The organism is Halopenitus salinus (genome assembly GCF_042662125.1).
Taxonomy (GTDB): Archaea; Halobacteriota; Halobacteria; order Halobacteriales; family Haloferacaceae; genus Halopenitus; species Halopenitus salinus.
Map to the genome: position 1 here is coordinate 89,701 of NZ_JBHSXL010000001.1, position 17,872 is coordinate 107,572.

The 17,872-nt window shown below is 66.5% G+C and carries 18 protein-coding genes; 9 read left to right on the forward strand and 9 right to left on the reverse strand.

The annotated features are described in order from the left end of the window. Positions 1 to 45: 45 nt before the first annotated feature. The 3 genes from ACFQE9_RS00430 to ACFQE9_RS00440 form a co-directional block, all read right to left on the reverse strand. The gene (locus ACFQE9_RS00430; RefSeq protein ID WP_379738810.1) at positions 46 to 843 is read right to left on the reverse strand and encodes an endonuclease III domain-containing protein; all 798 of its coding nucleotides are present in this window, start codon (positions 841 to 843) and stop codon (positions 46 to 48) included. 661 nt (positions 844 to 1,504) lie between these two features. Beyond that, positions 1,505 to 1,870 (reverse strand): zinc-ribbon domain-containing protein, encoded by a 366-nt coding sequence (locus ACFQE9_RS00435; RefSeq protein ID WP_379738813.1) that lies wholly within the window; start codon positions 1,868 to 1,870, stop codon positions 1,505 to 1,507. A 139-nt stretch (positions 1,871 to 2,009) separates the two neighbouring features. Then, complete coding sequence (locus ACFQE9_RS00440; protein WP_379738816.1) at positions 2,010 to 2,447, reverse strand: DUF371 domain-containing protein; 438 nt, start codon at positions 2,445 to 2,447, stop codon at positions 2,010 to 2,012. 346 nt (positions 2,448 to 2,793) lie between these two features. On the opposite strand from ACFQE9_RS00440, the gene ACFQE9_RS00445 reads away from it, so the two are divergent. Together ACFQE9_RS00445 and sppA are read left to right on the forward strand one after the other, a co-directional pair. Further along, complete coding sequence (locus ACFQE9_RS00445) at positions 2,794 to 3,717, forward strand: coiled-coil protein (protein WP_379738819.1); 924 nt, start codon at positions 2,794 to 2,796, stop codon at positions 3,715 to 3,717. Positions 3,718 to 3,951: 234 nt separating this feature from the next. Continuing rightward, positions 3,952 to 4,968 carry a signal peptide peptidase SppA gene (gene sppA, locus ACFQE9_RS00450; protein WP_379738822.1) on the forward strand — a complete coding sequence of 339 codons (1,017 nt, stop codon included), beginning with the start codon at positions 3,952 to 3,954 and terminating at the stop codon, positions 4,966 to 4,968. Between the two features lie 55 nt (positions 4,969 to 5,023). Here sppA and rtcA read toward each other — a convergent pair whose 3' ends face one another. Then, positions 5,024 to 6,145 carry an RNA 3'-terminal phosphate cyclase gene (gene rtcA / locus ACFQE9_RS00455; RefSeq protein WP_379738825.1) on the reverse strand — a complete coding sequence of 374 codons (1,122 nt, stop codon included), beginning with the start codon at positions 6,143 to 6,145 and terminating at the stop codon, positions 5,024 to 5,026. A gap of 123 nt (positions 6,146 to 6,268) precedes the next feature. Here rtcA and ACFQE9_RS00460 point away from each other — a divergent pair, with 123 nt between their 5' ends. Beyond that, positions 6,269 to 7,405: a DUF373 family protein gene (locus ACFQE9_RS00460; protein WP_379738828.1), complete on the forward strand. Its 1,137-nt coding sequence runs from the start codon at positions 6,269 to 6,271 to the stop codon at positions 7,403 to 7,405. A gap of 107 nt (positions 7,406 to 7,512) precedes the next feature. On the opposite strand, the gene ACFQE9_RS00465 is transcribed toward ACFQE9_RS00460, so the two are convergent. Then, positions 7,513 to 8,442 carry a PhzF family phenazine biosynthesis protein gene (locus ACFQE9_RS00465; protein ID WP_379738831.1) on the reverse strand — a complete coding sequence of 310 codons (930 nt, stop codon included), beginning with the start codon at positions 8,440 to 8,442 and terminating at the stop codon, positions 7,513 to 7,515. A 130-nt stretch (positions 8,443 to 8,572) separates the two neighbouring features. On the opposite strand from ACFQE9_RS00465, the gene ACFQE9_RS00470 reads away from it, so the two are divergent. Next, positions 8,573 to 9,919 carry an alkaline phosphatase family protein gene (locus tag ACFQE9_RS00470; protein ID WP_379738834.1) on the forward strand — a complete coding sequence of 449 codons (1,347 nt, stop codon included), beginning with the start codon at positions 8,573 to 8,575 and terminating at the stop codon, positions 9,917 to 9,919. Further along, positions 9,916 to 10,062 (forward strand): hypothetical protein, encoded by a 147-nt coding sequence (locus ACFQE9_RS00475; RefSeq protein WP_379738837.1) that lies wholly within the window; start codon positions 9,916 to 9,918, stop codon positions 10,060 to 10,062. Before ACFQE9_RS00470 ends, ACFQE9_RS00475 begins: the two co-directional genes overlap by 4 nt. Positions 10,063 to 10,167: 105 nt before the next feature. On the opposite strand, the gene pan1 is transcribed toward ACFQE9_RS00475, so the two are convergent. Next, positions 10,168 to 11,385: a proteasome-activating nucleotidase Pan1 gene (gene pan1, locus ACFQE9_RS00480; protein ID WP_379738840.1), complete on the reverse strand. Its 1,218-nt coding sequence runs from the start codon at positions 11,383 to 11,385 to the stop codon at positions 10,168 to 10,170. Between the two features lie 233 nt (positions 11,386 to 11,618). Here pan1 and ACFQE9_RS00485 point away from each other — a divergent pair, with 233 nt between their 5' ends. From ACFQE9_RS00485 to rad50, 4 genes are all read left to right on the forward strand, one after another. Continuing rightward, positions 11,619 to 11,918 carry a MarR family transcriptional regulator gene (locus ACFQE9_RS00485; protein WP_379738843.1) on the forward strand — a complete coding sequence of 100 codons (300 nt, stop codon included), beginning with the start codon at positions 11,619 to 11,621 and terminating at the stop codon, positions 11,916 to 11,918. Positions 11,919 to 12,112: 194 nt separating this feature from the next. Continuing rightward, positions 12,113 to 12,520 (forward strand): hypothetical protein, encoded by a 408-nt coding sequence (locus tag ACFQE9_RS00490; protein ID WP_379738846.1) that lies wholly within the window; start codon positions 12,113 to 12,115, stop codon positions 12,518 to 12,520. After that, on the forward strand, positions 12,520 to 13,836 hold the full coding sequence (gene mre11 / locus ACFQE9_RS00495) for a DNA double-strand break repair protein Mre11 (RefSeq protein WP_379738849.1): 1,317 nt from the start codon (positions 12,520 to 12,522) through the stop codon (positions 13,834 to 13,836). The genes ACFQE9_RS00490 and mre11 overlap by 1 nt, the downstream gene beginning before the upstream one ends. Next, the gene (gene rad50 / locus ACFQE9_RS00500; protein ID WP_379738853.1) at positions 13,833 to 16,538 is read left to right on the forward strand and encodes a DNA double-strand break repair ATPase Rad50; all 2,706 of its coding nucleotides are present in this window, start codon (positions 13,833 to 13,835) and stop codon (positions 16,536 to 16,538) included. Before mre11 ends, rad50 begins: the two co-directional genes overlap by 4 nt. A 93-nt stretch (positions 16,539 to 16,631) precedes the next feature. On the opposite strand, the gene ACFQE9_RS00505 is transcribed toward rad50, so the two are convergent. The 3 genes from ACFQE9_RS00505 to ACFQE9_RS00515 form a co-directional block, all read right to left on the reverse strand. Then, the gene (locus tag ACFQE9_RS00505) at positions 16,632 to 17,066 is read right to left on the reverse strand and encodes a DUF7346 family protein (protein WP_379738856.1); all 435 of its coding nucleotides are present in this window, start codon (positions 17,064 to 17,066) and stop codon (positions 16,632 to 16,634) included. Further along, the gene (locus tag ACFQE9_RS00510; protein WP_379738859.1) at positions 17,063 to 17,455 is read right to left on the reverse strand and encodes a DUF7322 domain-containing protein; all 393 of its coding nucleotides are present in this window, start codon (positions 17,453 to 17,455) and stop codon (positions 17,063 to 17,065) included. The genes ACFQE9_RS00505 and ACFQE9_RS00510 overlap by 4 nt, the downstream gene beginning before the upstream one ends. Positions 17,456 to 17,579: 124 nt before the next feature. Then, complete coding sequence (locus ACFQE9_RS00515; RefSeq protein WP_379738862.1) at positions 17,580 to 17,756, reverse strand: DUF7331 family protein; 177 nt, start codon at positions 17,754 to 17,756, stop codon at positions 17,580 to 17,582. Between the last annotated feature and the right edge of the window lie 116 nt (positions 17,757 to 17,872).

The window sequence follows — 17,872 nt, forward strand, 5'->3', positions numbered from 1 at the left end:
GTCGATGATCCGAACGGGAGATCGACGACCTCATCGCCAGCCCCATCAGGCGTCGGCCGGATCGACGACCTCGCCGTCGATCTCGTCGATCCCGACGCGATCACACAGATCGTAGAGCGGGCACGCCTCCGGGCCGTCGAGACACGCCGGCTTTCGTGCGCCGCAGTACTCGCGACCGAACTGGATCATCGCGGTGTGGCCGAACCCACATTTCTCCTCGGGGATCTCGGCCTCCAGCGCCTCCCGAACGCCCTCGTGGTCGGCGTCGGGGGGCGCGATCCCCATTCGTCTCGCGATGCGGTGAACGTGGGTGTCGACGGGGAAGACCCCGTCGCGGCCGCCGGCGAAGAGGAGAACGCAGTCCGCGGTCTTTGGCCCGACGCCGTCGAGAGAGAGCAGCGTCTCGCGGACCGTCTCCGGGTCCTCCTCGGCGACGAACGCGTCGAAGTCTGCCGTGGATCCGAACTCCGAGCACGCCCACTCGGCGGCCGCGATGAGGACCTCCGACTTCCGGTTGTAGAGGCCGGCCGAGGAGATCGTCTCCGCCAGCTCGTCGCGGTCGGCCTCGGAGAGAGCCTCCGCCAGCTCGTCTGCGGGGCCGTACCGGCTCATCAGGGAGTCGTGGGCGGGCTGGCTCGCGACGTCGGAGGTGTTCTGTGAGAGGATCGTCCGGACGAGACACTCGAACCCGTCGCGGCCGCCGTAGGCGGTCTGCCAGTACAACTCGCCCAGCTCGTCGACGATCGCCTCCGGACGCGAGTCGCCGTCACCCGGCTCGAAGGACGCCGGCATGGCGCCGCCGCCGGGACCGCCGCTTATGTTCTCCGCGGGTTCCTCGGTCATCGGGGGATCGTTCGTCGGCCTCGTAAAAATGGGTTCGCGTCCGCCGACTGACGGTGTTTGGATACGGATACACGCATGGGGCGGCGGGGTTTTGAACGGAGGTATGCTCGCGCTTTAGCGCGGGGAGGATGTCAAGACGATCAGCTGACCGGACTTTCATCGCCGGCGGATCTCTTTGCTAACGTTCCCCCTCCGATCAGTACGCCCGCGAAGACGAGGAACGTGACAGCGATCATGACGACAAACGTCGTCGCCCCGGCAGAGTCGTATTGGGACACTTGCGAAAACAGAGTCGCCACTTCATAACCGCCATAGAGAAGTACGATCCCCCCAACCGCTTGGATGCCAGTCCCGATCTTTCGTTTCCGTTCACCAGGGGCATACCCACACTCCGGACATTCGGTGACGTCCGGACTGATCTTCGCCCGACATTGGGTGCAGGTTGCCGGTTTTTTGACACCACAGTTCGGACATCCGTCCTCACCGAGTCGGGATCCACATTCCGGACAGAATGAGCGAATCACCTGACAGGACGAGCACAGCCAGCTGTCGTCGGAGAACGTCGAGCCACAATTACGACAGTCTTCATCAACATGACCACATTCCGGGCACTTCCGACCGGATTCTATTTCACTGCCGCAGTTTGGACAAAATCCCATTGTTATGAGAGTGCGTCCTTGAGACCACCAAGCATCTGGCTGAGGCTATCGAACGAATCGACCTCCTTCACTTGGACGTTCCCCGGTTCAGCCTCGGCAAATGCATTTCCTAAACCGGGACTTGCTTCGACGTACGCGATCCGATCCATGGGATACACCCTCACAGAGTTGTCTTCCATGTATGCACGAATCCAGTTGCCCCCCATGGAGGGATACGAGATCTTGTTACAGGTTATCGATTTCTCGGCATCACGGAGATGAATCCGAGCTTTCTGAACCTCCTCTACGTCTCCGACGGACTCGCCACAGTTTCTACAAAAGTCCTGTGAACTATCCACCTGGTTGCCACAGTCCGGACAGACGACCATGTCCGGCGAATTGATGGTCCCCCATAATATCATTTTGGACTCATGTAATTCTCGTTTCCGAGTTAGAAACGCCGAACGGACGCTGTCGGCGGCTGGTCCAGATCCCTCTTCATCAATGAACCAGCATATCTGAGCCAGCCTACGCGTCTACTGCGAGCCGGAGGGTGCAGTCGGCGCCGTCGGCGAGCGCCGCGACGAGGTCCCGATCGAGGTCGGCGGCGGCCGCGTCCGCCTCCACCATCACCGTCCGATCGTCCACGTACGTGCTCGTGCGCGCGACGGCCGAGCGATCGCCGGCGAACGTGAGGTCGGGATGACCGGAGCCGACGATCGTCTCCTCGTAGACATGATCCTCGTCCTCGACGACGATAGTCGCCGTGATGGTCGCCTCGTGGCACCGGCAGGCCCGCTTGAACGCCGGATCGAACTCCGCCGGCGTCGTCGTCGCCTCGATCGCGAGGATGCAGTCGCCCGCGGGCGTGAGCCAGTCGTCGCTCGTCACCTCGAAGGTGCTCGCGTGCTCGGCGCGGACGTGTTCGTGTCCGTGCGCGTCGATCGTCTCGACGAGATCGGTCATATCGTCGCCTCCGTGGCGACCCCCGAAAGCGGTTCGGATCGCGTACTGCCTCCGGAGAAGCAACCCTCGCTCGGCGTGTGAAGGGCACCCATGTGAGAGGGAACCATTTATACCGTCAGGTGGTTTCACCGAGATATCCCGAAACGCAGGATATGGGCGGTGTGGTAGCCATTTTCACACGATTAGCCACCGAAGTATTTATATGTGGTAAGGGACAATTGGCTAGTACCAGAACGCCTCCGGCGCTGGTGGAACCGCACGACGAATGATCGGGAGTTCTTATCCACGGTCGGACGCACCGGTACGAGCGTCTGCCATATCCGGAGCGGTGATGGAGTGATAAAAAATGGTAACGAAACAGGAAGTCATCAAGCAGTACGACATCGAAGCACTTGAAGAAACGGACAACATCGACCTTTCGGAGGACGATCTCGAAAACGGGTCGAAGGGACAGCTCATCAAACGCGCGGGCCAGCTCCGTGATCGACGAAATGAGCTGAACCAGATGGCCTCCGAGCGGGCATCGAAACGCGACGACCTCAACGCGAAGACACGCGAGAAGGTCGACGAGGCACAGGAACACCGCGAGAAGCGCGACGAGCTCAACGAGCAGGTCCAAGAGCACAAGGAGAGCCGCAACGAGCTCAACGCGGAGGCGAACGAGCTCTTCGATCAGGTCGAGGAACTGAAACAGGACCTCGAGTTGAACGAGGGCAAGTCGATCGAGGAGCTCGAAGAGGAGATCGAGGACCTCGAGTTCCGCCAGCAGACGGAGGTGCTCTCCGCGGAGGACGAGCGCGAGCTCATCGAGGAGATCGAGGAGAAACGCGAGAAGCTCGCGGAGAAGAAGGACAAGGTGGAGGACACCGGCGAGCTGGAGGACCTCATCGAGGAGGCCGAGGAGGTCCGCTCGGAGGCGTCGAAACACCACAAGAAGGTGACGGAGCTCGCCGACAAGGCCCAGGAACACCACAACCAGATGATCGAGGCCTACCGCGAGGCCGACGACATCCGCGACGAGGCCGACGAGGTCCACGAGCTCTTCGTCGAGGCCCAGGAGGCGGCCGACCGACACCACGAGGACTTCGTCCGCGTCCAGAAGCGACTCCGTGAACTCGACAAGAAGGAGGAGGAGGAGCGCAAGGACGAGCGCGCCGAGAAGCGCGAGGAGGAGAAGGAGGAGGCCGAGGAGATCTACCAGAAGTTCAAGGAGGGCGAGACCCTCGACACCGAGGACCTGATGAAGCTCCAGAAGACGGGGCTTCTCTAGAGCGCGACCGTCGGATCCCCGAAGTTCGCGATTCTGCTGATTCTTCCGGTTCTTCCGATTCTTCCAGTTCTACCGGTTTTTCGACCCGTTCGATCCCGGCTCTTCGATCCGTTCGGTCCGAGCGCTCCGGCCCGCTCGATCACGGCGAGTGGCGACGATGGATCGAACGAAGACGATGAGTCGAGCGGCGACGGCGGACGCGGGTTTTTACCCGATGGCGACGAACCGTGGCGTATGACCGACCGAATCGACCGGCTTCGTGGCCTCGCCGTCGTCGCGGGCACCCTCGCGATCGCGGCGTTCGCCGCGGGCGCGGCGTGGCTCCTCTTCGTCACGGTGCCCGACGGCGGGACGGAGCTCGCGGGCGTCCTGCTCGTGCTCCTCGTCGGACTGGCGACCGCCAAGATCGGCGGCTCGTTTCTCTCGGGGATGTTCGACGACTACGACGTCGCCGAGGTGGCGGTCGACGGTCCGATCGTACGCAAGGGCGGCGGTCCGGGACCGCTTTCCGCGCCGATCGGAGCGACCGCCGACGAGATCGTAGCGCAGATCGAACGGGCCGACGAGGACCCGAACGTCGAGGCGCTGCTCGTCCGGCTCGACACGCCGGGCGGGGAGGTGTTACCGAGCGAGGACATCAGACGAGCGGTCGACCGGTTCGAGGGTCCCACGATCGCCCACGCGGGCGACGTCTGCGCCTCGGGGGGCTACTGGATCGCCGCGGGCTGTGAGGAGATATGGGCCCACGAGGCGAGCCTCGTCGGGTCGATCGGCGTCCGCGGATCGCGCCCGAACGCGGCCGAGTTGGCGGAGAAGCTCGGGGTCCGGTACGAACAGTTCGCCGCCGGGGAGTTCAAGGAGGCGGGCAATCCCCTCTCGGAGATGACCGACGAGGAGCGCGCGTACCTCCAGGGGATCGTCGACGACCTGTACGCGCAGTTCGTCGAGACCGTAAGCGAGGGACGCGGCCTCGACCCCGAGACGGTCCGCGAGACGGAAGCGCGTGTGTTCCTCGGCGAGGAGGCCAAGGAGTGGGGTCTCGTGGACGCGATCGGGACCGACGAGGACGTCGAGGACCGACTCGGGGAGCGTCTCGACCGCCCGGTCGAGGTTCGGGAGTTCGCCCCGGAGCGGGGTCTCGTCGATCGCCTCCAAGTCGGGGCCCGATCGGTCGCCTACGGGCTGGGAGCCGGGATCGCAAGCGTGGTCACGGAGGAGACCGACGCCGAGATCGACGTCCGCGTTCGGTGAGGCAGTTCGTGTTCGAGGAGAGGTTCGAACCTGGTGTGGGCGTCGACGCACACGGCTAAACCGAGTCGATCCCCGGCGATCGAAGGATCGCCCCGTCCGTCCCGCCCTCCCGGCTCTCGATCTCGATCTCGAGCCCGAATCGCTCGATCAGATCGACGCTCGAGGCCACGTGTTCGGTGACGGTCGGGACCGCCACCTCGCCGCCGGCGAGCGCGAGCGGTACCACCAGCTGGTCACCGAGGTGTCGATCGACCGCGCCGAAGGAGTCCGCGAACTCACGAAACCGATCGACGGCCTCGCGAGCGACTTCCTCGGAGGGTTTTCCGGGCTCGCCGAGCGCGGAGACGCCGACCGCGGGCCGGCTTTCGAAAACGCCTTCCCCCGGTTCCGAAACGCCGTCCGTCGGTCGAACGGCATCGGCTGGCTCGCGAACGGTTCCGGGGAGGTCACCGCGGACGGTGACGACCGCGCCGGGGCTTGCCGTCGAGGCGTACTCGATCACACGCTCTCGAACGTCGTGTCCCTCCCGTGTGAGTTCCTCGTCGACGGTGGCGGCCATTCGCTCCGCCACCTCGGCGTCCGCGAGGGACTCCGACGCGACGGCGTATACGTGAACCGTCGCGACGTCGTCGGTCGCGTCCGGTTTGGGCAGTCGAACGGGATCGACTCGGCTCGGGAACAGCGACAGCGTCGCGGCGCCGCCACCCTCGGGGTAGAACCCCCGACGCTCCAGGTCGACGGCCGCACCGAGACCGAACCGCCGAAGCAGGGGAAGCTTCACGCGGGAGAGAAACGCGAACGGCGGCGACCACGTCACGTCGGTACCGCCGGTGGCCCGGAGCCGGAGCGGAGCGTCGGCGACGACCGCCATCGGGATCAGGGTCTCGAAGAGGAGCGTGAGACTGCCGGCAGTGCCGATGTCGACCGCGTGGCGTCCGCCGGAGGGACGACCGGGTTCGAACTCGACGGTCCGCGATCCGGACGTCGCGCCCTCGACCGTCGCGTTCGCGATCGCCGCGGCGGCGCGGACGGCGGTCGCGTGTTGGACCTTCAGCCCCGGCTGTTCACGGGCGCCGCGGACGTCCTCGATCCGGACCGGCATGTCGGTGATGACGGAGAGGGCGATCGCCGACCGCAGCAGCTGGCCGCCGCCCGCGCTCCCGTCGATCTCGAGCATACCTCGCGTCCGGTCGCGGGCGACAAGTCCCTGTCGCCGCGTCGGAATGGTTCCGACGTATTCACCGATCCGGCCCGCGAACGACCGTGTGGATTTTTACCCCGGCCGGACGTGTCATCGATCGTGACGACGCTCGTGATCTGCGTCGACCGGTCGGGGGACGTCGGACGCGCCACGAGCGTCCCGATGCCCGTCTCCGGGTGGGAGGCCGTGCGCTCGCTCGTGACCGAGGTCGGGTTGGCCGATCCCGAGGACGCGAGCGTCAACTGTCTGCTGGAGGCGCTGCGGGTCGCTCGCGACCTCCGGGACGACCGCGAGGAGGCGGTGGTCGGGGTGGTATCGGGAAGCCACGACTCGCGGGTCGGCGCCGACCGATCGATCGCCGCCCAGCTCGACGAGCTCGTCGATCGGTTCGACCCCGATACCGCCATCGTCGTGGTCGACTCGGCGGAGGACGAGCGGGTGCTCCCGATCGTGGAGTCGCGACTCGCGGTCGATTCCGTCGATCGCGTGGTTGTCAGACAGGCCCACGACCTCGAGTCGTCCTACTACCTGTTGAAGCAGTTTCTCGCGGACGAGGAGCTCCGCTCGACCGTCCTCGTTCCGCTCGGCATCGGCCTGCTGGTGCTGCCGTCGCTTCTGTTGTGGTTCTCGACGGAGATCGCCTTCGCCGGAGTCACGGCCTTGATCGGGGCGGCGCTGCTCTACAAGGGGCTCGCGATCGACGAACACCTCGCTTCGATCCCGGATCGCGTCCGCGAGGCGCTCTATGCGGGACAGGTGTCGATCGTCACCTACGTGGTCGCCGCCGGGCTCACGCTCGTCGGTCTATTTTTGGGCGCGCTGTCGGTCTCGGAGATCGCGGAAAACAGGCCGCTCGTCGTCCGATCGATGCAGCTCGTCTACGCGGCCGTCCCGTGGCTGGCCGTCGCCGCCCTCACGGCCGCGACCGGACGGCTGCTCGATGAGATCATCCGCGACGAGGGGATCCGCTCGCACGTGTTGAACCTCCCGTTTCTGGCGGTCGCGGTCGGCCTCGTCGTGCGTGGGTTCGCCGGCTACTTCCTCGAACAGGAGTCGGTCCTCGGGCCGCTCGTGGTCGCCGACGTCGTCGTCTCGCCCACACAGCGGCTGGCGCTTTTCATCCTCGCGGGGATCGTCGTCTCGCTTTTCGGCGTCGCCGTGGCCTCGGACGTCGAGAGCGACCGGATCGAGGACGTGATCGAACACGAGGAGGACGACCGCGGACGCGAGACCTGAGAGCCGGGGCGTCAGCGGGGCCAGGGTGTCACGGGCAGGAATCAGCGGGAGCCGGACTACACCGAGGAGTAACGCCGTCGTGACCCGAACCGAAGAGCGTCCGACCGTCACGCCTCGATGATCTCGTCCGTCTCCGGTGCGGGTATCGCGAGATCGCCGTCGAGACTCGTGACCGCGGATCCGCCCACGGAGATCCGATCGTCGGCGTTCTCGATGCCGATCCGGACGGTCCCCGGCCGATCGACGAAGTGTCCCTGCTCGAGGCGGAGCTCCGCGGGCGGATCGCCATCGAAGACGTCCGATCCTCGAAGGTGGGCACCCAGGGCACCCGCGGCGGTTCCGGTGACCGGATCCTCCGGAACGCCGATTCCCGGCGCCCACGCGCGGGCGTGGACGGTCGAGTCCGCCTCGAGCGTGTCGAAGGTGAACGCGTAGACACCGGCGACATCGAACGACTCCGAGAGGGCCTCGACGGCGTCGAGATCCGGGTCCGCCTCGGCGAGCCGCTCGAGGAAGTTCACCGGGACGACGAGAAACGGGAGGCCGATCGAGGCGCACGCGGCCGGAAGGTCGGCCCCGACGTCGGCGAAGGCGGCCGAGGGAATTCCGAGCGCCTCCTCGAGCCGGCCGTAGTCGACCTCGACGGGTTCTACGGCCTCGACGGGACGGAACAGTCGAACGGTTCCGTCGGGGTCGATCTCGACGTCCACCGTCCCCGCGTCGGTGGCGACCGCGTGCGTGCCGGACCCGAGGACGTCGTCGTCGAACAGGTGGGCGACGGAGGCGACCGTGGCGTGACCACAGAGGTCGATTTCCCGGTCGGGAGTGAAATATCGGAGCTGAAGGCCCGGATCGTCCCCGTCGTCCGAAGGCCGGTTCTCCCGGACGAACGCCGTCTCGCTGGCGCCGATCTCGGCGGCGATCGCACGCATTTGATCCGGGGAGAGGCCGTCCGCGTTCGGAACCACGCCGGCGGCGTTGCCCGCGAGGGGATCGGTCGTGAACGCGTCGACGAGAAGGGTCCGTCGCGTCTCCATACCCGGTGGTCGCCGGGGATCCTCAAAAGGACTCCCCTCCGGAGAAGGGGGTCCGCACCCTCGGACATCTCTCCGCACGGAGGGGGTAGAAACCTCCAGGCTTTTAATCACGGTCGGCGATAGGGAACACATGGGCCTGATCGACCGGTTGCGCGGGAGGGACGATCCCCGCGTGGCGTTCCTGGGGATCGACGGGGTTCCGTACCGGCTCATCGCGGAGAACCCGGACGTCTTCGAGAACCTCACGGCGGTGATGAACGAGGGGTCCGCCGGGTCGATCGAGAGCATCTATCCCCCGGAGACCACCGCGTGCTGGCCGGCGATCACCACGGGAACGAACCCCGGAGAGACCGGGGTCTACGGGTACCAGGACCGGGAAGTGGGATCCTACGACACCTACGTTCCGATGGGGCGCGACGTGCAGCGCGAACGCGTGTGGGATCGGGTGACGGCCGAGGGACGAAACGCGAGCGTGTTCAACGTCCCCGTCACGTTCCCGCCACAGCGGAACGTCCAGCGGATGGTCTCCGGGTTCCTCTCGCCGGAGATCGACTCGGCCGCGGCGCCCGAGGAGCTTCGCGCGTTCCTCCAGGAGATCGACTACCGGATCGACGTCAACGCGAAGCTCGGGCACCGCTCGGACAAATCCGACTTCCTCGAGCACGCCCACGAGACGCTCGATCGGCGCCAGCGGGCGTTCCGTCGCTACGTCGAGGGCGACGACTGGGACCTCTTTTTCGGGGTCTATCTCGCCCCCGACCGGGTCAACCACTTCCTTTTCGACCAGTACGTCTCCGGGGGAGCCGACCGCGAGGGATTCCTCGCGTTCTACGAACGCCTCGACGAGTGCATCGGCGAGATCCGATCCGCGCTCGGCCGGGATACGACCCTGGTCGTGGCCTCCGATCACGGGTTCCGCCCCCTCGAGTCGTCAGTCCACTGCAACGAGTGGCTCGAACGGGAGGGATGGCTCTCCTTCGAGACCGACGACCACGCCGCGCTCTCGGACGTCGACGACGACACGCGCGCCTACTCGCTCGGTCCCGGACGGTTCTACCTCAACCTGGAGGGCCGCGAGCCGCGCGGGTCGGTTCCCGAGTCGGAGTACGCAGCCACGCGCGAGGAGTTGCGACGGGAACTCGAGGCGCTCGAGACGCCGGACGGTCGACCCGTCATCCGCCGCGTCGTCGAAAAGGAGGACGTCTTCCGGGGCGACCACGACGAGATCGCCCCGGACCTGGTCGCGCTGCCCCGCGACGGCTTCGACCTGAAGGCCGACTTCTCCGGCCACGAGACGGTCTTCGATGAGACGGGGCCGCGAACGGGAATGCACAGCTTCGACGACGCCGCCGTGTTGATCGACGAGCCCGGGATCGCGGTCGACGACGCGGACATTCTGGACATCGCTCCCACGATCATGCAGCTCCTCGACATCAAGTTCGAGCGAACGGACTTCGACGGCGCGAGCCTCGTATGACCGAGGAATCGACGGCCGACGACGACGGGCACCGACCCGCGTTCCGCACGCTCGCGGCCGTCGGAACGGGGTATCTGTTGCTTCTCGCGGGGATCCTCCTCGTCGTCTTTGTGCTCCCGTATCTGGCGTTCGGGTCGCCGTGATCGGAACGCCGTGATCGGGTCGGCTCGAGCGTGGTGAAAGGGGAGAACTTCGAAGAACCGGAGATGCATCCGAAACCGGGAACGAAACCCGCGTGACGGGGTCGACTACGCGAACGCGAGCGAGTCGCCGACGTCCGTCTCGTCGGTCCGTTGAAGCTTGTCGTAGGCCTCCTCGAAGTCGTCCATCGTGACCTCGGTACGGTCCTCGCGGATGGCGAACATCCCCGCCTCGGTACAGATCGCCTTGATGTCGGCGCCGGAGGCGTCGTCGGCGAGCTCGGCGAGCGTCTCGAAGTCGACCGAATCGGAGACGTTCATCTTGCGCGTGTGGATGCGGAAGATGATCTCGCGGCCCGCGTAGTCGGGCTTCGGCACCTCGATGAGCCGGTCGAAGCGGCCGGGACGGAGGATCGCGGGATCGAGCATGTCGAAGCGGTTCGTGGCCGCGATGATGCGGACCTCCCCGCGCTCGTCGAAGCCGTCCATCTCCGAGAGCAGCTGCATCATCGTCCGCTGGACCTCGGCGTCCCCGGAGGTCTTCGAGTCGGTCCGCTTGGAGGCGATGGCGTCGATCTCGTCGATGAAGAGCACGGCGGGCTCGTTCTCGCGGGCGACCTCGAAGAGGTCGCGGACGAGCTTCGCGCCCTCGCCGATGAACTTGTGGACGAGCTCGGAGCCGGCCATCTTGATGAACGTCGCGTCCGTCTGGTTGGCGACGGCCTTGGCGAGCATCGTCTTGCCGGTGCCCGGCGGGCCGTGCAACAGCACGCCGCTCGGCGGCTGGATGCCGACCTCCTCGAACATCTCCGGGCGCTCGAGGGGCATCTCGACCGTCTCGCGGACCTCCTGCATCTGGTCGTCGAGGCCGCCGATGTCCTCGTAGGTGACGTCCGGGGAGTGTTCGACCTGCATCACGCGGGCGCGGACGTCGGTCTCCTTCTCGAGGCGTTTGACGATCGAGAGGGAGTTGTTGACCGCGACGCGGTCGTCGGGCGCGAGGTCCTCACGCATCTCCGGGGTGACCTCGGTGAGCGCCTCCTGGTTGTTTCCGTGCTGTTTGATCACCACGCCCTCGTCGGTGAGCTCCTGGACGGTCGCGACGAAAAGCGGCGACTGTTTCAGCTTCTTGTTCTCGTGGGTGAGCCGCTCGAGTTTCTGTTGGTACTTGTTGTTCTCGGCGTTGGCGTCGAGCAGCCGGTCCCGCATCTCCTCGTTTTGGGACTCGAGCACCTCGAGGCGCTCCTGGAGGACCTCGATCTGCTCCTGTTGGGACGTCGCGTCCTCGTCGTAGGGCAGATCGACGTCGTCCACAGTGTCGGTCATCGGACCATGGTAGGTCGGTCAGTACTAAGAGGCTTCGGGTCGGGCACCTCCCGGACACGCTAAAGTATCCCACGACGCTTCGTGGACGGACACCACGTTTCGTGGACGGAGCGGTCGATGCGTCCGGCGTGGCCACGGCCGGAAATCGACGATCGTCCCCGATGGATATGCCCCAAGGTAATCACCATGGATAGTAAATATTATTTACCAGCATCTCACAGGTACGGACACGAATGAGTGCACCAGAGGCCATCCACCCCGAAGAGGAGGTTCAGGCGGACGAGGACGTTCAGGCCGACGACGACGTCGGCGACCGGTGGGAACCGGTTCGCGATCTGCCGCCGAGCGCGAAGCTCGTCGCGAAGGTCCTCGATTACAACGACACGCTGACCCAAAGCGAGCTCGCCGAGGAGACGCTGCTGCCGCCGCGCACGGTTCGATACGCGCTCTCCCGTCTCGAGGAGGAGGGCGTCGTCGACTCGCGGTTCTCCTTTGCGGACGCCAGAAAGCGCCTCTACTCGCTCGGGATCTAGGTCGCCGTCGATTCGACCCCGGTGCTGTCGATCCGTCCTCGCCACCGTCGGTCGTGTTTGGGCTCCGCCGATTCGCCCTCGCCGCTACCGGTTCGTCCTCGCCTCATCTGATTCGCCTTCGTCGCTACCGGTTCGTCATTGCCTCCGCCGATTCGTCCCGTTGGTTTATCATCGAAGCCGACCCAGCGTCGCCGATGGACGAAACACGCGTGGGTCGAGTCAAGCGAACGCTGACCTTTCTCTCGAAGAGAACCGACACCGAACGGGAGCCGTACACCGCGATCGTCGACGAGGCGTGTGCGGTCCGTGGTGATCTCGAACGCGCGGCCGCCTTCGTCGAGACCGTGGGGATCGATCGGTTGGAGGCGGCGATCGAGGCGGCCGAAACGGACGGGGCGCTCGAGACCGCCGAACGGGGACGACGGGCCGCCCGTGCGTTTCGAACGTACCGACGCGCCGCATCCGACGGGGCCGGCAAGCGGGAGCCGCAGAACGAGGAGAATGAACCGCGGGAGAACGAACGAGAACCCCGAGACGGGACCGATCACCTTCACTCCGGTGGCGGAACGGCTAAAAGGCGAACGGGCCAACCCTCGTCGTAATGACGCGGGTGATACACACCGGCGACACCCACATCGGGTACCGGCAGTACAACTCGCCGGAGCGTCGGAACGATTTCCTCGAGGCGTTCGAGGCCGTGATCGACGACGCGGTGGACGGCGACGTCGACGCCGTGATCCACGCCGGTGACCTGTTTCACGACCGCCGCCCGGAGCTTCCGGACCTCCTCGGGACGCTCTCCGTGCTTCGTCGCCTCGAGGAGGCGGGCGTTCCCTTCCTGGCGATCGTCGGAAACCACGAGGCCACGCGGGGCGGCCAGTGGCTCGACCTCTTCGAGCGGATGGGGCTCGCGACGCGGCTCGACGACTCGCCGACGGTCGTCGGCGACGTCGCCTTCTACGGGCTCGATCACGTTCCGGTCTCGAGACGATCGGAACTCGAATACGACTTCTCGCCGCACGACGCCTCTCACGCCGCGCTCGTCGCCCACGGGCTGTTCGAACCGTTCGCGTACGCGAACTGGGAGACGGAGACGGTCATCGAGGAGAGCTCAGTTCGCTTCGACGCGCTGCTGCTCGGCGACAACCACGAGCCGGGACGCACGCGGGTCCGTGAGACGTGGGTGACCTACCCCGGCTCGACGGAGCGGGCGAGCACGAGCGAACGGGAGGGGCGCGGATACAATCTGATCGCCTTCGGCGAGGCGGTCGACGGGAAGGACTCGGACGTGGACATCCGGCGTCGGTCCATCGAGACGCGCCCGTTCGAGTTCATCGAGATCGATCTCCGGGAGGACGAGGGAACGGCCAGGGTCGAAGAGCGCGTCCGCGAACACGACCTCGAGGACGCGGTGGCGATCATCGAGATAGACGGCGACGGCGAGCCGGTCACGCCCGCCGCCGTCGAGGAGGTCGCGAGCAACCGGGGCGCGCTCATCGCCCGCGTCACGGACCGACGCGAGATCGACGCGGAGGCCGATCTGGAGGTGAGCTTCGCGGACCCCGACGAGGCGGTCAGAGAGCGGATCGAGTCGATGGGGCTCTCGACGGCCGCACTCGACGTCGACGAGACGATACGGGCGAGCAAGATCGCCGACAGCAACGTCCGCGAGACCGTGAAGGATCGCCTCGAGAAACGTCTGGAGGAGGGGGATCTGCAGACCGATGTCGAGGAGACGCAGCGATCGAACGGCTCCGGTGATGCAGGAGGAGGGAACGACTCCAGCGATCCCGGCGACGCGGCCCCCAGCGATGTTGACGGCGCGACGTCAAACGATCCCGACGCCGCGGACGACGACACGGCGGAGGAGACGGTCGCTGAAACCGACGGCCAGGTCTCGATGGAGGACTTCCGATGAGGTTCGAGGAGGTTCGCCTCGAGAACTTCAAGCCCTACGGGGACGCGGCGGTGTCGCTTTCGGACGGCGTCACCGTCATCCACGGCGTCAACGGCAGCGGGAAGTCGTCGCTGCTCGAGGCGTGTTTCTTCGCGCTGTACGGGTCGCGCGCGCTCGAGGGGACCCTGGAGGACGTGGTCACGAACGGGGAGGAGGAGACGCTCGTCGAGCTGGGATTCGTCCACGAGGGCGTGAGCTACCGGATCGAACGCCGACTGCGCGAGTACGGGGACCGAACCGACCACCAGTGTACCCTCGAGGGCGACGACGGGACGACGCGCGACGGTGCGCGGGCGGTCCGTCGGTTCGTCACCGAGCTGTTGCGGATGGACGCCGAGGCGTTCCTCAACTGCGCGTACGTCCGCCAGGGCGAGGTGAACAAGCTGATCAACGCCAGCCCGAGCGAGCGCCAGGACACGATCGACGACCTCCTCCAGCTCGGCGTGCTCGAGGAGTACCGCGAGCGGGCCGGGGATGCACGCCTCGGCGTCGAGGACGTGTTGAACGCCAAACGGGCGATCCTCGATGAACGTGAGGAGCGGATCGAGCGACTCGAGGGGAAGGATCTCCACGCGACGCTCAACGAACTCGAAAGTGAACTCGGCGACGTCGACGAGGAGATCGACCACTACGAGACCCAGCGCGAGCAGGCGGAGACGACCCGCGAGGAGGCCGAACGGCTCCTCGAGGAACACGAGGAGAAGCGCGATCGGCTGGCGGAGATCGAGGGTGACCTCGAGGAGCTCGAGGGGACCATCCGGGAGGCCGAATCCGAACGGGAGACGCGCCGCGAGGAGATCGCCGAGGCGCGAGAACGGATCGAGACGCTCGAGGACGAGATCGACGAACGAGCGGCGGACGCGGATATCGAAGGAGCCGACACGGGGGCCATCGGAGTCGACGCCGAGGCGGTGGAGGCACGGCGGGAGGAGCTCGAGGAGCGCGAATCGACGCTTCGCGGGGAACGCGAGGAGGCGGTCACCGCCGCGACGGGCTTCGAGAACCAGGCGAACAACCTCGAGACGAAGGCCGAGGACCTGGCCGAGCGAGCGAGCGAGGCCGAATCCGAGGCGGAACGCGCGAGCGAGCGCGCCGAGGAGGCGGGCGCCGAGGTGGAAGAACGCGAGTCGCGTCTCGCGGAGTTGGACGAGGAGGCGGGGAATCTGGCCGACGCGTTCGAGACGAGCGATCTCGATCGGGGGGATGCGGCGACGCGGCTCGAGGAGTTGCGGGAGCGGCGAGGCGACGTCCGCGAGCGGGTCGCCGAACTCGAGACGGAGCTGCGGAACGCACGGGAACGTCTGGAGGAGGCCGAGGACCTGCTCGAGGCGGGCAAGTGTCCGGAGTGTGGACAGCCGGTCGAGGAGTCGCCGCACGTGGACGCGATCGACGATCGCCGCGAGCGGGTGGACGAACTCGAGTCGTCGCTCGAGGAGGCGAAAGAGAGCGTCGGCTCGCTGGACGAGGAGATCGGGGCGGTCGAGGATCTCGTCGAGGCGGAGGAGCGATTGGCGGAGATCGAGACGACGCGGGAGCTGCTCGAAGAGCGGATCGCGGAGACGCGCGAGGAGGCGGATCGGAAACGCGAGGAGGCGGAGAAACGGCGTGAGAGGGCAGCGGAGCTCCGTTCGGAGGCGGAATCGACCCGGGAGATCGCCGCCGAAAAGCGGGAGGCGGCCGCGGAGGCGAACGCGCGCGTCGAGACGCTCGAGGAGCAACTGGCGGAGATCGACGAGATTCGCGAGGGGTTGAACGCGATCGACGACCGCCTCGACCGGATCGACGACCTCGAGACGGAGATCGAACGTCTCCGCGAGCGCCGCGAGACGCTGGCGGAACTCAACGACGAACGACGCGAGCGGCTGGCCGAAAAACGCGAGCGCCGCGACGAGTTGCGCGAGGCGGTCGACGAGGACGCGATCGAGTCGGCCCGGGAGCGCAAGCGGAACGCGGCGGAGTACCTCGAGAACGTCGCCGAGGAACTCGATCGATTGGGCGAGCGGCGAGACGAGTTGCAGAGCCGGATCGGCGGCGTGAAGGGGGAGATCCGGACGCTCGAGACGCTTCGCTCGGAGCGGGAGGACCTCGCGGAGACTGTCGCCGCTCTCGAGTCGGTTCACGAGGAGACGAGCGACCTCGAGTCGATGTACGGCGAGTTGCGCACGGAGCTGCGCCAGCGGAACGTTCGGACGCTCGAGCGGATGGTCAACGAGACGTTCGATCTGGTCTACGGGAACGACGCCTACTCGCACATCGAACTCGACGGCGACTACGATCTCACCGTGTACCAAAAGGACGGGGAGGCGCTCGAGCCCGAGCAGCTCTCCGGCGGCGAGCGGGCGCTCTTCAACCTCTCGTTGCGGTGTGGGATCTATCGGCTGCTCGCGGAGGGGATCGAGGGAGCGGCCCCGACCCCGCCGCTCATCCTGGACGAGCCGACGGTGTTTCTGGACACCGGCCACGTCGCCAGGCTCGTCGACCTGGTCGAGGAGATGCGCAAGTTCGGCGTCAGACAGATCGTGATCGTGAGCCACGACGAGGAGCTGATCGGCGCGGCCGACGACCTCCTGTCGGTCGAGAAGGACCCGCGGACGAACCGATCGACGGTCACGAGAGCGGAACCGGGCGTCGCCGGAGCGACCCCGATCGAGTCCGGAGACTGACCGCCGACGGGAGCGGGGACGTCTCCCGAACGTCGTCGGACGACGGAGCGCAACGTCACCGCTCGCTCAGAGGACGGGGAGCGATCTCACCGCTCACTCCGAGCCGGATTCCCGCAGGCGCGAAACGGCACGCTCGCAGGCGTCGGTGGCGTCGTATCCCCGCTGTCCGTCGACTTCGACCTCCGCGATCAGTCCGGCCGCGCGGAACTCGGCGAGGAGTCCGTGTAGGTCCGACTCACAAAGCGTGTCGACGTCGAGCAGCTCGAGGACCGACATCGGACCCCGATCGACGAGTTCGACGAGCACGCCCAGCCCACGCTCGCCGTGAACCGCGGTGATCAGCCGGCGAACGTCCGGATCGACGGCGGTCGCGGCCGTCTCGAGGAGCGACGCCCCGTCGACCGGTTCCAGCTCCGCGGTCGGGAGGTACCGCTGCTCGCCGGTGTGTGGGTCGCGGACGAGACTCGAGTCGCTCGAACGCTTCACGAGGAGGTACCGGCGTCCGGATTCGTCGCGAACGGTCCTCATGGGCTCTCCTCCGCGTCGCGCTCGCGGCGGTACTGCTGCCAGGACCGGTAGTGTTGATACGTTCGGATCCCGGCGAGGAGACCGAGAACGGCGACGGCCGCCCCGACGCGGAGACGGCCCCGGAAGTACCAGATCATGACTCCGAGGCTGACCCCGAACAGGGCGGCGTTCGAGTAGAGCACGCAGATCACGAACGTCCGGTGGGTTCGCGGGTCCAGATCGCCGGGATCGCCCAGATCACCGGTCGGCTCCGAGAACCGGTCGGCCGGGTTCGAAACGGAGGGCGCTTTGGGGGCGAGATCGACTTCCGTCGGGCTGGGTTCGTCGAAGGCGAACTCGCCGCTCCCCTCGTCGCCGTCGTCGCGGTCGGCGTCCTCGAGGGGAATCACGGCTCGTCGTTGGAGCGCGCGCGAAAAATGGGTTCCGGTGTGGTCGGCGTGATGTCGAGTCCCGTAAAGTCGACGCGACGACCGCGAGACCGCGACGACGACCGATCGAATCGAAAACGGCCGATTAGGCGGCGTCGCTGAGCCGGACCGACCGGCTGGCCTCGACCCACGCGAGCGGATTGTCGGCATCGAAGAGGACGACGCTGTCGCCGTCCTCGTAGGCTTCGACGTCGATCGCGGCCGCTCGAGCGGTTCGGGCGTCCGAACGCTGCGTACCGTTCGCGTGGGCATCAGACGTCATGAACCGTGGTATGTCGTACCACGGTAAATGTCTTTCCGTCGGGACGATATCCGCCGGCCCCGGACGGTTCGACGCCCGGTCGCACCCGGCGAATGGGCGCTCTTTTTAGGGGGTAA

What these genes read in the sequence shown, in the direction of transcription:
- ACFQE9_RS00475 (WP_379738837.1), top strand. Translation starts at nt 9,916, where the DNA reads ATGACCGAGGAATCGACGGCCGACGACGACGGGCACCGACCCGCGTTC.
- ACFQE9_RS00515 (WP_379738862.1), bottom strand. Translation starts at nt 17,756, where the DNA reads ATGACGTCTGATGCCCACGCGAACGGTACGCAGCGTTCGGACGCCCGA.
- ACFQE9_RS00435 (WP_379738813.1), bottom strand. Translation starts at nt 1,870, where the DNA reads ATGGTCGTCTGTCCGGACTGTGGCAACCAGGTGGATAGTTCACAGGAC.
- ACFQE9_RS00490 (WP_379738846.1), top strand. Translation starts at nt 12,113, where the DNA reads ATGGACGAAACACGCGTGGGTCGAGTCAAGCGAACGCTGACCTTTCTC.
- sppA (WP_379738822.1), top strand. Translation starts at nt 3,952, where the DNA reads ATGACCGACCGAATCGACCGGCTTCGTGGCCTCGCCGTCGTCGCGGGC.
- rtcA (WP_379738825.1), bottom strand. Translation starts at nt 6,145, where the DNA reads ATGCTCGAGATCGACGGGAGCGCGGGCGGCGGCCAGCTGCTGCGGTCG.
- rad50 (WP_379738853.1), top strand. Translation starts at nt 13,833, where the DNA reads ATGAGGTTCGAGGAGGTTCGCCTCGAGAACTTCAAGCCCTACGGGGAC.
- ACFQE9_RS00465 (WP_379738831.1), bottom strand. Translation starts at nt 8,442, where the DNA reads ATGGAGACGCGACGGACCCTTCTCGTCGACGCGTTCACGACCGATCCC.
- ACFQE9_RS00470 (WP_379738834.1), top strand. Translation starts at nt 8,573, where the DNA reads ATGGGCCTGATCGACCGGTTGCGCGGGAGGGACGATCCCCGCGTGGCG.
- ACFQE9_RS00440 (WP_379738816.1), bottom strand. Translation starts at nt 2,447, where the DNA reads ATGACCGATCTCGTCGAGACGATCGACGCGCACGGACACGAACACGTC.
- ACFQE9_RS00505 (WP_379738856.1), bottom strand. Translation starts at nt 17,066, where the DNA reads ATGAGGACCGTTCGCGACGAATCCGGACGCCGGTACCTCCTCGTGAAG.
- ACFQE9_RS00445 (WP_379738819.1), top strand. Translation starts at nt 2,794, where the DNA reads ATGGTAACGAAACAGGAAGTCATCAAGCAGTACGACATCGAAGCACTT.
- ACFQE9_RS00430 (WP_379738810.1), bottom strand. Translation starts at nt 843, where the DNA reads ATGACCGAGGAACCCGCGGAGAACATAAGCGGCGGTCCCGGCGGCGGC.
- pan1 (WP_379738840.1), bottom strand. Translation starts at nt 11,385, where the DNA reads ATGACCGACACTGTGGACGACGTCGATCTGCCCTACGACGAGGACGCG.
- mre11 (WP_379738849.1), top strand. Translation starts at nt 12,520, where the DNA reads ATGACGCGGGTGATACACACCGGCGACACCCACATCGGGTACCGGCAG.
- ACFQE9_RS00485 (WP_379738843.1), top strand. Translation starts at nt 11,619, where the DNA reads ATGAGTGCACCAGAGGCCATCCACCCCGAAGAGGAGGTTCAGGCGGAC.